Raw genomic sequence first — 15,103 nt, 5'->3', positions numbered from 1 at the left:
GATGCGCGTCGCCGTCGTCATGCCCCGTGGGTGCGCCATGTCGCTCGACAGGGCGAACTCCATGGAGACCGTCGCCCGCACCCTGGCGGAAAGCAGCCGCTGGAAGGGCTCGCTGAAGATCATCTGCGACGAGGGGACCGCGCCCGTCCCGCATCTGGACCTGCTGACCGTACCCGCCGACCTGGGGCGCAAAGCCCGCACCGAAGCCGTCGCCCGCGCCATCGCGGCCTTCGATCCGGAGATCATCGAATATCATCAGCAACTCGGCCCGGCCGAGCTGCTGGCCCGCCGGTTCCCGGACCGGATCAACGTGCTGCACCGCCACACCCGCATCAAGCCGCCGACGAACCCGCTCGATCGCTATCGCTACCGGCATCGACTGTCCGCGTTCGACCGCCTGATCTTCGTCAGCGCGGCGGCAGAGCGCGAGTTCGCCGCGGACTATCCATCGCTGGCCAACCGCGCATCGGTGGTCTGCAACCCGCTGGACATGGCCGGATGGAAGAACCCGGCGGGTCCGCGCGAGAACCTGATCCTGTTTTCGGGTCGCGCCATGGCCGAAAAGGGTCTGGACAGCTTCTGCGCCGCCCTGGGCCAGGTGCTGGACGAACGCCCCGACTGGCGCGGGGCCCTGCTTTTGGGCGACTGGGACCGGCATGCGGACTGGGCCGCGCCTCACGTCGCGGCGCTGGCGCGGTTCGGCGATCGCGTCGAGGTCCATGCCTCGGCCGGCATGGACAGGGTGCGGTCGGTGACCCGTCGCGCCGCCATCGCCGTGACGCCGTCGCGGGTGGCCGAGGCCCTTGGCCTGACGGCGCTGGAAGCCCATGCGGCCGGGGCGGCCCTCATCTCGTCCGGACGCGGAGGGCTTACCGAGGCCAGCGGCGAGCACGCCCTGTACAGTGATCCCGACGACGTCGGCGGAATGGCCGAGGCCATGAAAGCGCTGATCGATCAGCCGAAGCTTCGTCTGCGAATGGCGCGGGCGGCGCAGGCCCGGGTCGAGACCGACTATGCGCCCGGCCTGTGGTCCGGCCGGCTGGACGATCTGCGCGAACGTCTGGTCGATCGGACGATGACGATCGGGCCCGGGCCCAAACCCCGACTTGGGGACCTCATGGCCGGCCTGCTCTCGCGCCCGCGCGAGACCCCCGTCGCGAACTGACGCCCTCCCCGCGGGCCGCCGCGGTTGGCCTTGAACTGGGCCCCGAAACGGGAGCAAAGACGTGGCTATGCCGCCTTTTCTGGCCAGACTGTTGTTCGGGGACAAGGCCGCGCCGCGGATCCGGTCGCGCGGGGCCAATGCGATCGTCGGCCTGCCCGACCGCGTGCTGATGGCCCAGGCCTATATCCCCGCCTTCGCCGCCGACGGCGGGCGCATCCTGGCGGTCGGGGTCCGCGCCTATAATCTCGAGGACCATGCGCCGCTGCAGGCGCAGGGGGCCGAGCTGTGGACCACGGACATCGACCCCCGCGCGGCCCGTTGGGGGATCGCCGGGCGCCACCGGACGGGCGACGCCTGCGACCTGGACACGGTCTTCGGCGACATGACGTTCGACGCTGTCCTGTGCAACGGCGTCCTGGGCCATGGGGTCGATGCGCCCGACCAGCAAAGGCGCACGCTCGACGGGATCGCGGCTATCCTGCGGCCCGGCGGACGCCTGCTGCTGGGCTGGAACACCGGGCGCATCGACGATCCGGTCGCGGCCGGACTGACCCGCGCCTTTCGGTCGGAGCCCTATGCGGGTCATCCGGAACGCGTGCAGTTCGATACCGTCGATCACGTGTACGACCTGATGGTGCGCGTCGGCCCGACATCCTGATCGGTTCAGCCGGGGCTGGACCTCCGGGGCGCGGTCTCGGGCGACAGCCAGAAGATGGGCACGACGGCCAGCGCGACGAGCGCGATCAGGGCCCCGGGTGCTACGTCCCACCCCGTCCGCGCGACCAGAAGTTCGGCCACCCAGGGCGTAAAGCCGCCGAAGACGGCCGTCGCAGCCGTCGCCCCCAGCGCCAGCCCGGTCAGGCGCCCTTCCCCTGGAAACTGCTCGGCCGTCGCCACGGCCCCCACGGCGCTGACCCCGCCTGCGACGCCAGCCAGAACGACCGCCCCCAGCAGCGCCCGTGCGGTCGAACCCTCTCCCATCAGGGCGAACATCGTCATGGGCAGGACAGCGGCACACACAGCCAGACCGATCAGTACGGGCTTTCTGCCGATCCGGTCCGAAAGCATGCCCGCCAAAGGCGTCACGGCGATGACCACGACCGCCGCGATGGTCGCCAGCCAAAGCGCCTCGGTCTCCCCGAACGCTCCGACCGAGGTCAGGAAGGCCGGCACATAGGTGATGCCGACATAGTAGGTGATCGACCCGAGGGCGGAGATGGCGAAGGCCCGCGCGATGCCGACCCGGTGGTGGGTCAGGGTGTGCAGGATCGGTCGGGTCGGCACGGTGCCTTCCGCCTTTTGGCGCTCGAAATCCGGAGACTCCTGCATCGTCGACCGCGCGATCCAGACGCTGCCCGCCAGGGCCGCCCCGACCAGGAAGGGAATCCGCCAACCCCAGCCATCGAGGTCCACCGGGCTGAGAAGGTGGACCGTCAGGGCCGAGACGCCCACGGCCAGCAGGGCCCCGATCTCGCTGGCGGCGGACGCCGACGAGGCGATCAGGCCGCGGCGATGCGTCGGTGCGCCTTCCAGCAGATACGCGACGACGCCGGTGTATTCGCCACCGACCGAGAACCCCATGACGCAGCGGATCAGGAGCAGCAGGAGACCGGCCGCCGGGCCGATCTGGGCATAGGTGGGCAGGATCGCCGTCGCCAGCATGGCCGCCGTCATCAGGGCGACCGACAGCAGCAGGGCGCGCCGTCGGCCCAGCCGGTCGCCGATATGGCCGAACACCAGCGCCCCGATCGGACGCATCAGATAGGCCACGGCGAAGCCGCCCAGGGTGACCAGCAGCGAACCCTCTCCGCCCCCGAAGAAGACCCGCGAAAGGACGGTGGCCAGATAAAGATAGAGGGTGAAGTCGTACCATTCGACCACAGTCGAGAAGGCCGCGATGGCCATCGACCCGCGCGACATGGGCCGCGTGACATGAGGAACGGTGTCGGCCATCAGTCTTTCGCCACCACCAGATCGTCCCCCGGACCGGCGGCCGGATCGGGCACGGCGGCCAGGGCGCGGGGTTGGCCGTCGAGGGCCTCGCGCAGGGCGTCGCGGTCCAGCTCGCCCTCCCAGCGCGCGACCACCAGGGTGGCCACCGCATTGCCGATGAAGTTGGTCAGGGCCCGGCATTCGCTCATGAACCGGTCGATGCCGAGGATCAGCGCCATGCCCGCGATCGGCACCGAGGGGACCACCGCCAGCGTCGCCGCCAGGGTGATGAAGCCTGCGCCCGTGATGCCCGCCGCCCCCTTGGAGCTCAGCATGGCCACCAGCAGCAGCAGGATCTGGTCCTGCAGGCTCAGGTCGATGTTCAGCGCCTGGGCGATGAACAGGGCCGCCATGGTCATGTAGATGTTGGTGCCGTCCAGATTGAACGAATAGCCGGTCGGCACGACCAGCCCGACCACCGACTTGGACGCCCCGGCCCGCTCCATCTTCTGCAGCAGGCTGGGCAGGGCGGCTTCCGACGAAGAGGTGCCGAGCACCAGCAGCAGTTCCTCCTTCAGATAGCGGATCAGCTTGAAGATCGAGAAGCCGTTGGCGACCCCGACCAGACCCAGCACCCCGATCACGAAGATGGCGGCGGTCAGATAGAAGGTGGCGACAAGCGCGATCAGATTGGCGACCGTGGCGATCCCGTAGGCCCCGATGGTGAAGGCGAAGGCCCCGAACGCCCCGATCGGCGCGGCCTTCATGACGATGGCGACCAGCTTGAAGAAGGCGCTCGAGACGGCCTCGAGGAAGGTCAGGACCGGCTTGCCCGCGTCGCCGACGCCGGCCAGGGCGATGCCGAACAGCACCGAGACGAACAGCACCTGCAGGATGTTGCCGGTCGAGAAGGCGCTGACGAAGGTGTCGGGGATGACGCCCAGCAGGAAACCGATGATCGTCGTCTCGTGGGCGGCGGTCGAATACTGGGCCACGGCGGCCGGATCCAGGCTGGCCGGATCGATGTTCAGGCCCCGGCCTGGCTGGACCAGATTGCCGACCACCAGACCCACGATCAGGGCCAGGGTCGAGAACACCAGGAAATAGCCGAAGGCCTTGGCCGCCACCCGGCCGACCCGGCCCAGATCGCGCATGCCGGCGATGCCGGTGACGATGGTCAGGAAGATCACCGGGGCGATCACCATCTTGACCAGCTTGATGAAGCCATCGCCCAGCGGCTTCAGGCTCTCGCCGAACGCCGGGAAGAAATGGCCGATCAGACCCCCCAGCAGGATCGCGCCCAGAACCTGAACATACAGGTGGCGGTACCAGGCGCGTGGCGGGACAGGGGCTGCAGGTGGCGCTGGCTGGGAGGGCGAGGGCGGCGGCGTCGCGGCGGCGCTGGCCCGTGGCTTGCGAACGCGTTTCACCGGGGACGCGGCGTCCGGGATGGGTCGTGCCAAGGGGGTCTCCTGATCGTCTGACCCTTTTGGAACACGATCCGTGGCGAAAGCGCCATGCTCTTCCGCAGAAAGATCAGCCTCGCGTCAGCTCCGCCCGGTGCCAGGCCAGGGCGCTCCATTGCTGCCGATCCCGCTTTGCCACCACGCCGCAAGGCGGGGAATGCCGTGGGCGAGGTGGATCTCCGGCTGGTAACCGGCCCAAGCATCCCGCTTGCCGAGGCCTGACACGACGCTTCCTTCTCGTGGGAACGGACACGACTGAGGCTGCAGGACCGGATCGCTGTGACTGTGGTGGTTTCAGCTGAGCAACGCGCGCAACGCGAAGCGGCCGCCGTGATGATTTATGCGGTCGATGCCGCCCGATCGGAAGACGGCTCTGGCATCCGTGCCCCAAAAACGACGATCAACAGCTGAGGCCAACCAGGCCAGGCGGGCCGCCCATTCAATAGGCGTTGGTCCGGGATATGAGAACCGGCAAGGTCCGCAAGATGATCGCCAGGTCGTCGGGGAACGACCACCCCTTGGCATAGTCGACGTCGGCCGAGACCCGTCGCGACATGCACTCCAGCTGATGGATCTCGCCCCGATGGCCCTGGACCTGAGCCAGACCCGTCAGACCGGGGCGGACGGCGAAACGGTCACTGTATTGAGGGATCAGCGCGCCGTAGTGGAGGTCATGCGCCACCGCGTGCGGTCGCGGGCCCACCAGTGACATGTCGCCCCGGATCACATTCAGCAGCTGTGGCAGCTCATCGAGGCTGGTTTCGCGAATGAAGGCTCCGACCCGGGTGATGCGGGCATCGGCGCGCGTGGCATGAACGATGGTGTCGCCGTCCTCGGCGACGAACATGCTGCGGAACTTGTAGATGGTGAAGATCTTGCCGTTCAGGCCCGTGCGCCGCTGGCGGAACAAGACCGGACCGCGCGTCTCCACCACGATGGCGAGGGCGATGAAGGCATAGGCCCAGGCCAGGAGGACCAGGATTGCAGTGGCCACCACGATGTCGAAGGCCCGCTTGAGCGAGCCGCACACCGGTGTACGCCGAACCATGGGAAACCAGCCGCCGCCTGCGCTGGAGTCCGCCACTACGGGGCGGCGCTCGTGATAGCTGTCGAACATCCCCGAGCCCCCACCAGGCCTGACAGAGCCCTTAACGAGAGGTAAACCGCGAGCGCTGCCGCAGCGCAACAGAAATCGACCGGCGTTACTTTGCCGTTGGAAACCTAGTAGCCAAACCGCAACAGTTACGCTTGTGACGTGCGTTGTTAACCGCGCGTGTTCATCGATCGCTGAGATCGTTGCGCGATGGTTGCGCCATGGCCTTCACCCCTCCCGTCTCCGCTGGTTTCAGTTCGGCCGCCAGGCGTCGCTCTGTCTCGCATGCCAAGCGAGCCGCGCCTCCTCGAGTGGTGGCTTATGCCTTGGCCGGTGCGTGCTCGCTGGCCACATGGATAGCCTTGATTTCATGGCTGATGAGGGTCGCCGCCTGATTTGAGCGGCGTGCCAAGCTCTCGCTGCTCCTGATCGGGGCCCGAGGCTTCGCTGTCCCAGCGCCGTTAGACGAAAGCGAACTTGCTCGTGCGGTCAATGGCCACGATCGTCAGCGACTTAACCCGTCGCATCCTGATCGAGGCGATGTCGACGTGGAAGGCTCGTTCGCAAACGAAAGCCGCCCAATCGAAAAACCCCCTGCCTTGTGCATTGCAATATACGCCGGCCTGACTTCAAGGTAGAGCTCTTCGCCGACGGGGGTCGAGCGCATGTATGGCGTTCATCCCCGAGTCCATGTCTCAGAGGTCGGGCTTGCAACAACCATCCTCACCGTTCCTGTACGAAAGCCGTCGGTTCGGCGACGATCGAGGCTGGTTCACGGAAACCTATTCAGAGCGTGCCCTGGCGGACCGCGGCGTCTCCGACAGGTTCGTGCAGGACAATCAGTCCCTTTCGATCGCTCCCGGCACCGTGCGAGGCATTCATTTCCAACGACCGCCATTTGCCCAGGCGAAGCTGGTCCGCTGCTTGCGGGGTCGGATCATGGACTATGCAGTGGACCTTCGGCGGGGCTCGCCTACCTACGGCGATTGGGTGTCGGCAGAGCTGACGGCTGACAACGGCTTACAGCTGTATGTCCCTGTGGGCTACGGCCACGCCTTCGTCACGCTAGAGCCCCGGACGGAGGTCGTGTACAAGGTCAACGCGGTATACGCTGCCGATTGCGATGGCGGGATCGTTTGGGATGACCCGGACATCGGGATTGAATGGTCCCTTCCGCCTTCGGGGCCCTTGCTTTCCGAAAAGGACCGGCAGTTGCCGCGACTGGCCGACTTCGACAGTCCTTTTGACTATGACGGTCGGCCGCTTGAGCCGCTGCCCCCCCTCTGACGGAGACGATCATGCGCATCCTGGTCACTGGCGGTGCCGGTTTCATCGGCTCGGCCCTGGTCCGACGGTTGATCGAACATTCCGATCATGAGGTCCTGGTCTTCGACAAGCTGACCTATGCCGGTGTGCTGAGCTCCCTTGAGCCGGTCGCTGCCAGCGACCGCTATGCCTTCGTGCAGGCCGACATCTGCGATCCCGACGCCGTCGCAAAAGCATTGAAGGACTTTCGTCCTGACGTCGTCGCGCACCTGGCGGCTGAAAGCCATGTCGATCGCTCGATCGACGGCCCGGGCGCATTCGTGCAGACCAATCTGGTCGGCACCTTCGTCATGCTGAACCAGACGCTGGGCTATTGGCGCGGTCTGCCCGATGTCGAGAAGGCCGCGTTTCGGTTCCATCATATCTCGACCGACGAGGTGTTCGGCTCGCTCGGCGAAGATGGTTTCTTCACCGAGACCACGCCCTATGATCCGCGCTCGCCCTATTCGGCTTCCAAGGCGGGATCGGATCACCTGGTTCGCGCCTGGGGCCATACCTATGGGCTGCCGGTCTTGGTGACCAACTGTTCCAACAACTATGGTCCCTACCATTTCCCTGAAAAGCTCATCCCACTCATCATCATCCGGGCACTGAACGGCGAGCCCCTGCCCGTCTATGGCGATGGCTCCAATGTGCGCGACTGGCTGTTCGTCGACGATCACGCCCGCGCCCTTCAGGCCGTATTCGAGACCGGTACGCCGGGTGAAACCTACAATGTCGGCGGCAACGCCGAGCGAAGGAACATCGAGGTCGTGACGGCGATCTGCACGATCCTGGATCGCCTGAGGCCGAGGGCGGACGGCAAGGCTTACGCCGACCAGATCACCTTTGTCGCAGACCGCCCGGGCCACGACCACCGCTACGCCATCGACGCGTCCAAGATCCGCAACGATCTGGGCTGGACCCCGTCGGTGACCTTCGAGCAGGGCATCGAGCAGACGATTGCCTGGTACCTCGAAAATAAGACGTGGTGGCAGGATATTCTGGACGCTCGCTATGCGACCCAACGTCTGGGCGTCGCCGTGGGCTGAGCCGGGACACATCCTGGTTCCAGGCGGTGCCGGCCAGGGTGGTCTCGAACGGCAGTCCATCGCTCGGCCCGCGGTCGTTCACCGGCACTCGGCGCGGATGATTTCTAGCCCGCGGCTGAATAGCCAGGTTCACGCGTGACTCGGTGGAGCTGGGACGTCTGTCGCTGCGAAATCCACCCCACGAATGATCCGACGAACAGCGCCCCAAGCGCACCACTCGTGGCCCCGACATAGCTTGGCGCGAAAACGCTCCATACCGCCATCGCGCTCGCAGTGAGTGTTAGCGCTTGACCAACAGGACCCACGAACGGCGTCCGATCAAAGCGGTCCATCGCGATCAATCCGGCGATTGTAGTCAGGCAGTAAAAAATGACTCCGCCCACCCCATAGACGAACACCACCCCTACCAGCCCAATATCCGAAGGATAGAATGTCCGGCTGCTTGTCATGGCGACATAGCCAGCCCCGCCACTGGGAACGCCGGCGCCGAAAAGCCAGAAGTCACCAATCTTGGCTTGAGCGATATCGAATGATTGGGCGCGCACACGCTCGGAGGTGTCCCGAGCAATCGGGCTTAGAAGGTCGAAGTCGGGGTTGAATGCCACAAGCATCGAGACAACCATGATCACGCCAAAGGCTGCCAGCGCTCCGCGTGCCACGAGCGTAGAACTTCTGGTCAGTAGAAATGCGATGGCAGTGACGACCGTGATCGCCGATATGAGTCGGCTGTCGGCAAGAACAAGACACGTCGCAAAGAGCGCCAGCGCAGCGGCGGGAGCCAGACCCGGCTTGCGCAATAGCTCGGCAAGGGCCCACATCAGTCCGAAAACGATATAGGTCGTTGCGAGGGTAAGCCTCACCTTCCTGCCTATCAGGTCGTCCGCACCGATAGCGATAAAGGTCTGCTGCGTAATCCTCAGTATTCCAGCCTGCATGGCCAATGCAGCGATAATGTAAATCACGCCATATATGAGCGTTAGAATGTACAATTTGTGGATCACAGCCGGCAGCTGGCCACTTTTATAGACCAGCAAAAACAGCGCAGGTAGCCCGGCTGCAAAATACAAGCCTCCGGCTGTTACAACAAACGGCTGACCAAATCGGAAAGAGTATACAGCCAGGGACAGCCAGATCGAAGCCAGAATGGTCGTGGATGCTAAGGCGGAAAAAAAGTATCCTCTGACAAAACATCCTGCAATTCCCAATATGGCGCACATAAGCACGATTATGATCGCTACTGCGCGGATGGCTTCCCCTCCTGGAAGGAGCTCGATAAGGCGCCCGAATATCATCAGATGGGCCGTCAGTGCTATAAGCGCGCCCCAGGCGAACAGGTCGAGCCTATTCCCCCTGGACATATCTGATGCCAACGACTTCATACGATTGCCCGATACTGGCTGAATACGAGGTAGTGATGATTGAACCATAGAAGTGAGCTTCGGCGATTGAGATCCACGACTCTATATCCCGCCGGCGAGCATCAAGATACACAACGCCAAGCCAACGACCGACACGATGACCAAGCCTCGTGTCCGGAGACCAATGCCGCACCAAGCGGCGGTCAAGAACTGTGAGCACATGAGGGCGGCAAGATAGTTGGAAACCGAGGGGCTTCGCGAGAGCATGACAAACGCCCCGAGGCTAACCAAAACGTCCGTGACACTTTTGCCGATAATCGTTCGATGGAGCCTCAAAGCGTTGACTTCACGCAGCGCGATGGGCGGAGCTCCAATGGTTAGCATCCAGGCCAGACCCAAGACGACATCCGCCGCGGGGCCTTCGGGCGACACTCTCGCAATCAGCTGGGCGCAAAAAACCAAAACAAGGCCAATGGCCATCGCAATGGTAACGGCCGGGATCCACGAAGAGCGTTCTTCTCCCCACTGATAACGCTTGATCAGAACGGCATTGATGCCAAACCCGACGACGGCATTACCGATGCGGGTAATCAGGAACAGAAAGGTCGTCGTGCCGGCTGCAAGGCTCGACATTATGCTCAGGTACAGCGGGGGTATCAACGTGGAGGTTATCGCTCCGATGCCCAGACCCAGAGCATGCAGCGCGAATGTGCGAGGGGCTTCCGGCCGCTGGACATCGGCGGCGACCCGCAGCGCGTCGAAGCGCGTCCTCGGCAGGATGACGGCCATACATAGGTTCGCTACGGCCCATAGTAGCGAGGGCGCGACGAGACCGATGGGAGGCAGCGAGACCAGCCGCGTCAGCGCAATCCCCAAAAGGATTCCCAGGCTACCAGGGACACTGATGGCCACCAGCCAGTAGGCATTCCCCGCCAGAGCCTTCCGCACCGCGAATACGCCCGCATAAGCGAGACCTGCTCCACCGATTGCGCAGGCACCAAAAACACCCAGGGCAAGATGATTGCCGTCGCTGAGCTGCGGATAGGTCACAGCCGCGATAAAGGTTATAATGAGGGATGCCATCGAACATAGCAGCGCTGCCGTTCGCCACTTAGAGAAGCGCGGACGTCCGACAAGCAGGGTGTAGAGAACCCCGCTGACAATGCCGGCGAATGCGCTGCTTCCAGCCTGAAGACCGACGGCATAGATGTCGGAGACAGCCAAGCCCAACAGCGATAGGGCGAACAGGGAAATGGCGGAGATCGCTTGGGAGATTGCTGTCGCAAGGACGACACCCCCGTACTTCCTTCCGACCTCTGCAATGCGTGGATTTAGCCGAACCACATCCACCTCGCAGCCTCAAGGCGTCCGTCCTTCAGTGGCAACGTGGAACGTATTGTCTCGTGTCGGTCCTCTCTGGTGACAGCGTATGTCAGAGCAGCGACAAAGTCGGCGTCCGGCTGGTCCGCGTGAAGGACGGCGTGACCGCGCTGACTCAACCACGCCGCCAGACCTGTGTCCGAAGTGGTGACGATTTCACACCCGTGAGCAAGCCCTTCGAGGATCGGGAGGCCGACCTGCTCTTTCCAGAAGCCTTCGCTCTGCGAGAGCATGACGACCACCTTGGCCCGGCTGAGCAACGCATCAATCTCTTGCTTGGAGCGCTGTCCCATAATCGATACATCGGTGCGATCTGCGCTCCAGCGCGCAACGTCTTGCTCCATCTCACCACTGCCGACGATCGAGAGGCAGGTCCCAGTATTCAACGAGACCGTCGGCCAGATTCGCATAAGTCGGCGCAGTCCCTTCCGCCCCTCTAGAGCTCCAACAAACACAACGCCGCTTCGGTCACCGGAAGGGCGAGGTCCTGTATAAGGCGGCTGCAGGAATTCGAAGACCCGCACTTTCGATCCGGACATCGCATTGCCGAATGCTCTCATGTAGTTGTCGAGCGCATCCTGGGTCCCGAAGGCCATTCTTTCCGTATTGCTCAGGATGTAACGCCCCACCGCTCGAGCCACTGCACAGTAGAATGGTCCGGCGATGACCGACCTTCGATGGAGCAAACGATAGACGTCAGCGTTTTCGATCGCATAGCTGACGATTTCGGGTTTTTTGGCAAACAACCCCCGGATGTTAGCCGCGGCCAAGGCGACTAGGATCCTCGGATAGGCCCGCAAAAACAGCGGCTCATTTATTTCAAGAATCTCATAATCTCGCTTCAAGACGCAGACGAACGTGCCAAGGAGGCCTGCGATCTTATAGCGAACTCGAGGAGGTATTTCGCAGTCGGGGTAACGATCTGCAAATATCAGCTCAGTCCTCGCATGGAATCGATCGAACCGCTCCATGTCCGCTGTTCGCGCGCCCGTATAGACCGCCAGAACGGCCACGCGATTGGTGGCCGTTAGCTTCTTAACATTGTCGCGTGCAGGCACTTTATCAACCAATGACACTAGCTCCATAGCCAGCCAGATGCCGCGACACGGCCATCCAGGTTGGGGAGAGAGTCCAGTATGATTTTCACGCGGCTCGGACGATCGAGTGCTTCGACGACGGCTGAGACAATCTCAACGTCCGAGTTTCGCATATCGAGCACCTGGTGGCCTTGGTCACTCAGCCAAGGCGCTATCGACGTGTCTGTCGACGCAACGACCTCGCACCCGTGAGCCAACCCTTCTAGCAGCGGCAGCCCAATTTGCTCTCTCCAAAACCCATCGGGCTGAGAGAGAAGTATGAGCACCTTGGCCCTGCTGAGTATTTTGTGAACCTCGGCTTGGGGAAGCTGCCCGTGGATCCGGACATTTTCATAATTGCTGCCCCAGCGCAGGACTGAAGGCTCGAGATATCCTCCTCCTATGATGTCGAGACTGGTATCTGTTGCCGCGGACACCGAAGGCCAGATCGACATCAGGCGTTCTATGCCCTTTCGAGGTTCCAGCGCGCCCAGGAAAACCGCTCCCGTCCGGTCTCGATCAAGCGCACAGGACCGACACGCCGAATTTAGCGGAGAAAATAGCCGCTGCGCCTTGCCTGCCGCCTGATCCTTGAAGAGCCGACGATAGTTGGCCAGTGCGGCATCGGAACCGAATGCCGTCTTGTCCATGCTCCGGAGAGCGACCGTGGCGACGAGAGCGATAGCCGATCGCGCCAGCCAACCGAGCGAGCCGCCTTTCAGCTCAGCGATTGCGAACACGTCGGCGTTCTCTATAGCATAGGTGACAAGCCTCGTGTTGCGGCCCATCAGGCGAGCAAGTACGACGGCCAATATACTAGCGAAAATCCGAGGCAGAGCGCGAACAAAGAGGGGCTCGTTAACCTCGACGACATCGTACCGATTGGCCAGGATATGGATTGTTGATCCAAAGGGGCTCCGCTGGAACGTCTTGACATCTGCGCCCCCCTCAAAATCAGCATATGTGCGCCCGTACAGCATTGTGCATTCGACGCCGCTTGCTTTGATCCGATCGACATGCGCGGTGCGGGCGACTTCGTAGTTGATCAAGACTCTGCGGGGATTAGACGAATGATCAACTTCTTCGGCTTCCGCAGCCAGGTCAGGGCGCATCTAGTGCTCCCGTCTTGCGGTTGCAGCGTCGTAGAGGCGAACCGTATCGGCGCCAATCTTCAGCCAACTCCTATCAGAGAGCACTTTGCGCCGCGCCCGCTGGCCTAATTCGTCCAAATTCACATGTGTCTGGACCAGGCGGTCGAGCGTTACTGCCAAATCGACTGGATCTTTTGTCCTGAAACTTACGCCTTCGGTACCGACAGTTTCCAGCAACGGAGGCAGGTCGCTGTAGACCACGCACCGTCCAAATGTCATGGCCATGATGGCGACGCCACTTTCGTATATTCTAAGGTACGGAAGGACAACGATATCAGCGGCCGCGTAGTAATCCGCGATAGCGTTGTCGTCGATCCATCCGGCGTCGATCCTTAGTCGCCCTGCGAGCTCACCCGCTTCTAAGGCGCGGAGCCCCGCTAGATCATTCTCTTCGATGCGACCTGCCACCAGAACGAGCAGGTTTTTGTTTTGTACAAGCCGCAGCGCCTCAAGAAGAATGTCGAGGCCCTTTTCGCTCCTGGGGTTGCCGAAAAACAGCGCTACTGTCCGGTCCCCAGGAAGGCCGAGACTTGTCCTGGCCGCTGCACGCGACACGCTGTCCCCCCAGCGATCGGCATAGTGACCGTGGGGAATGACTGCGACCGGAGCGCGCCCCGGCGGCGCGCCGGCCGGGTTCAGAGCCACGCGGGAAAACTCATTGTGCACGACCAGCCCGTCGGCAAGGGCCGTGATCGCTGACCTACCGGCCTTTCCAGACGAAGAACCGAAACTATCGATATCGTGCAGAGTGACGACGAGTTTGAACCCCAGCAGCCGGCTTAGACAGGCGGCAATGAGTTCACGCGCGTCGTAATGGAACGAGTGCATGTGGACGATTTCAAGCCGTCGGGCCCGCGCATCGACAAGGGCCCTCGTCAGAAATCCTAGATACCGCAAAGCCCGCAGCCATTTACTCGCCGGTCCGTACAGGTCTTTGAAGGCGCTTTGGCGCAGATATTTGGCCGTGGGTTTCGGCGCCAGATCGTAGCCATAAAGCACGACCCGGCGGCCCGCGTGAGCAACTCCCTCCGCCAGGCCGTCGGTGTAATAGTGGAACCCGCCATGACTGCCCAAGGGGTCCAGAATGGCTATTCCCTCGCGCTTCACTGATCACCCCCAGAGGGCATTGGTCTGACTGCGCGCTCACCACGGGCCCAATCGACGACCGCTGAGACCACCGCCTTTGCGCCGGCCCGGTCCCGTGCCGCCAGATATCGGGTGCCCCGCGCCACGACCCTGCCAAGAGCCGTGACCAGCGAGAGCGGCTTGTGGATTTGCGAAAATCGCAGCATCGCCCTGTTCATATAGTAGATCGAGGCGTCGCCTGGACGACCGCGACCCTTGGTGCCTATGGATCCGCCTTCCTTATGGTAGACGACCGATTGGCTCGTGAATGCGATATCGAAGCGACCTGCCGAGCGCAGGGACCAATCCATCTCCTCGAAGTAGAGGAAATACTCTTCGCACATAGGTCCCACCGTCTCGTAAAATGGTCGACTTACCAACATTGATGCTCCGACTACGTAGTCGATATCGTGAGAACCAATGGTGCTATCCACTGAACCAGCCGTTAGACCATTGCCGACTTCGCGGCCTTTGTGCGTGAGAAGCGAATACTTCCCGCCGCACGCTTGAACAGTGTCGGGATCGTCATAGTAGAGAAGCATCGAACCCGTCAGGCCCGGCCGCAACTGCTGGTTTGAAAAAGCCTCCAAGGACGAAAGCGCGTCTGGGTCGACAATCGTGTCGCTGTTCAAGAGCCATGCTGCGGATACAGACGGATCCGCGAACGCCTTCGCCATTCCAACATTATTCGCTGCGGCGAAGCCCGCGTTCGTACCTAACGGGCACCAGTACACCGATCTGCTTTCCAGCGAGATCTCGGCTGAACCGGCCTTCAGGTTTCGGCGGGTCGCAGTTCTGATCGAAGACCACGCTGTGCCGTTCATTGGAGCATCCAGCCGATGGTCGATCCACTGGAATAGCTTTTCACGCGTTCCATCCCGCGAGTCGTTGTCGCAAATTATGACGCAAAACGACTCGTGCTGAAGGCGTGAGAGTGATTCGAGACACTCAATCAAATCACCAGCGCTGTTCCATGTAACAATGATAACAGCAATCATGA

13 protein-coding genes are annotated in these 15,103 nt (G+C 62.6%); 4 read left to right on the top strand and 9 right to left on the bottom strand.

Translation table 11 applies throughout. The features are described 5' to 3' along the window. The first annotated feature begins 1 nt into the window (after position 1). Together BRESU_RS05790 and BRESU_RS05785 are read left to right on the top strand one after the other, a co-directional pair. Positions 2 to 1,165, top strand: coding sequence for a glycosyltransferase family 4 protein (locus BRESU_RS05790; RefSeq protein WP_013268580.1), 1,164 nt, complete (start codon positions 2 to 4; stop codon positions 1,163 to 1,165). Between the two features lie 67 nt (positions 1,166 to 1,232). Then, complete coding sequence (locus BRESU_RS05785; RefSeq protein ID WP_050762473.1) at positions 1,233 to 1,823, top strand: class I SAM-dependent methyltransferase; 591 nt, start codon at positions 1,233 to 1,235, stop codon at positions 1,821 to 1,823. Between the two features lie 5 nt (positions 1,824 to 1,828). Here BRESU_RS05785 and BRESU_RS05780 read toward each other — a convergent pair whose 3' ends face one another. The 3 genes from BRESU_RS05780 to BRESU_RS05770 all read right to left on the bottom strand — a co-directional run bounded on the left by BRESU_RS05780 (position 1,829) and on the right by BRESU_RS05770 (position 5,680). After that, positions 1,829 to 3,118 carry an MFS transporter gene (locus BRESU_RS05780; protein ID WP_013268578.1) on the bottom strand — a complete coding sequence of 430 codons (1,290 nt, stop codon included), beginning with the start codon at positions 3,116 to 3,118 and terminating at the stop codon, positions 1,829 to 1,831. After that, on the bottom strand, positions 3,118 to 4,560 hold the full coding sequence (locus BRESU_RS05775) for a dicarboxylate/amino acid:cation symporter (RefSeq protein ID WP_013268577.1): 1,443 nt from the start codon (positions 4,558 to 4,560) through the stop codon (positions 3,118 to 3,120). Before BRESU_RS05775 ends, BRESU_RS05780 begins: the two co-directional genes overlap by 1 nt. 442 nt (positions 4,561 to 5,002) lie before the next feature. Then, complete coding sequence (locus BRESU_RS05770) at positions 5,003 to 5,680, bottom strand: sugar transferase (protein WP_013268576.1); 678 nt, start codon at positions 5,678 to 5,680, stop codon at positions 5,003 to 5,005. 645 nt (positions 5,681 to 6,325) lie between these two features. Here BRESU_RS05770 and rfbC point away from each other — a divergent pair. After that, positions 6,326 to 6,943: a dTDP-4-dehydrorhamnose 3,5-epimerase gene (rfbC, locus tag BRESU_RS05765; protein ID WP_013268575.1), complete on the top strand. Its 618-nt coding sequence runs from the start codon at positions 6,326 to 6,328 to the stop codon at positions 6,941 to 6,943. A gap of 11 nt (positions 6,944 to 6,954) precedes the next feature. Further along, entirely contained in the window at positions 6,955 to 8,013 is a 1,059-nt protein-coding gene (rfbB, locus tag BRESU_RS05760) for a dTDP-glucose 4,6-dehydratase (protein WP_013268574.1), read from the top strand. A 104-nt stretch (positions 8,014 to 8,117) separates the two neighbouring features. Here the strand turns inward: rfbB and BRESU_RS05755 are convergent, their stop codons facing one another. From BRESU_RS05755 to BRESU_RS17095, 6 genes are all read right to left on the bottom strand, one after another. After that, entirely contained in the window at positions 8,118 to 9,392 is a 1,275-nt protein-coding gene (locus BRESU_RS05755; RefSeq protein ID WP_156796117.1) for a hypothetical protein, read from the bottom strand. Between the two features lie 81 nt (positions 9,393 to 9,473). Next, a complete protein-coding gene (locus BRESU_RS05750) occupies positions 9,474 to 10,595 on the bottom strand; it encodes a hypothetical protein (protein WP_156796116.1) in 1,122 nt (373 codons plus the stop codon). A gap of 107 nt (positions 10,596 to 10,702) precedes the next feature. Next, positions 10,703 to 11,821: a glycosyltransferase gene (locus BRESU_RS17100; RefSeq protein ID WP_013268571.1), complete on the bottom strand. Its 1,119-nt coding sequence runs from the start codon at positions 11,819 to 11,821 to the stop codon at positions 10,703 to 10,705. A gap of 5 nt (positions 11,822 to 11,826) precedes the next feature. Continuing rightward, entirely contained in the window at positions 11,827 to 12,939 is a 1,113-nt protein-coding gene (locus BRESU_RS05740) for a glycosyltransferase (protein ID WP_013268570.1), read from the bottom strand. Next, positions 12,940 to 14,085, bottom strand: coding sequence for a glycosyltransferase family 4 protein (locus BRESU_RS05735; protein ID WP_013268569.1), 1,146 nt, complete (start codon positions 14,083 to 14,085; stop codon positions 12,940 to 12,942). Next, positions 14,082 to 15,101 carry a glycosyltransferase family 2 protein gene (locus BRESU_RS17095; protein ID WP_013268568.1) on the bottom strand — a complete coding sequence of 340 codons (1,020 nt, stop codon included), beginning with the start codon at positions 15,099 to 15,101 and terminating at the stop codon, positions 14,082 to 14,084. Before BRESU_RS17095 ends, BRESU_RS05735 begins: the two co-directional genes overlap by 4 nt. Positions 15,102 to 15,103 lie beyond the last annotated feature (2 nt).

The sequence above is a fragment of the Brevundimonas subvibrioides ATCC 15264 genome (assembly GCF_000144605.1).
Taxonomy (GTDB): Bacteria; Pseudomonadota; Alphaproteobacteria; order Caulobacterales; family Caulobacteraceae; genus Brevundimonas; species Brevundimonas subvibrioides.
The sequence above is the reverse complement of the archived record's forward strand: the minus strand, read 5'-3'. Positions and strand labels throughout refer to the sequence as shown.

Excerpts from the sequence above, each read along its gene's own strand:
- rfbC (WP_013268575.1), top strand. The coding sequence starts at position 6,326 with ATGGCGTTCATCCCCGAGTCCATGTCTCAGAGGTCGGGCTTGCAACAA.
- rfbB (WP_013268574.1), top strand. The coding sequence starts at position 6,955 with ATGCGCATCCTGGTCACTGGCGGTGCCGGTTTCATCGGCTCGGCCCTG.
- BRESU_RS05740 (WP_013268570.1), bottom strand. The coding sequence starts at position 12,939 with ATGCGCCCTGACCTGGCTGCGGAAGCCGAAGAAGTTGATCATTCGTCT.
- BRESU_RS05790 (WP_013268580.1), top strand. The coding sequence starts at position 2 with ATGCGCGTCGCCGTCGTCATGCCCCGTGGGTGCGCCATGTCGCTCGAC.
- BRESU_RS17095 (WP_013268568.1), bottom strand. The coding sequence starts at position 15,101 with ATGATTGCTGTTATCATTGTTACATGGAACAGCGCTGGTGATTTGATT.
- BRESU_RS05785 (WP_050762473.1), top strand. The coding sequence starts at position 1,233 with ATGCCGCCTTTTCTGGCCAGACTGTTGTTCGGGGACAAGGCCGCGCCG.
- BRESU_RS05780 (WP_013268578.1), bottom strand. The coding sequence starts at position 3,118 with ATGGCCGACACCGTTCCTCATGTCACGCGGCCCATGTCGCGCGGGTCG.
- BRESU_RS05770 (WP_013268576.1), bottom strand. The coding sequence starts at position 5,680 with ATGTTCGACAGCTATCACGAGCGCCGCCCCGTAGTGGCGGACTCCAGC.
- BRESU_RS05755 (WP_156796117.1), bottom strand. The coding sequence starts at position 9,392 with ATGAAGTCGTTGGCATCAGATATGTCCAGGGGGAATAGGCTCGACCTG.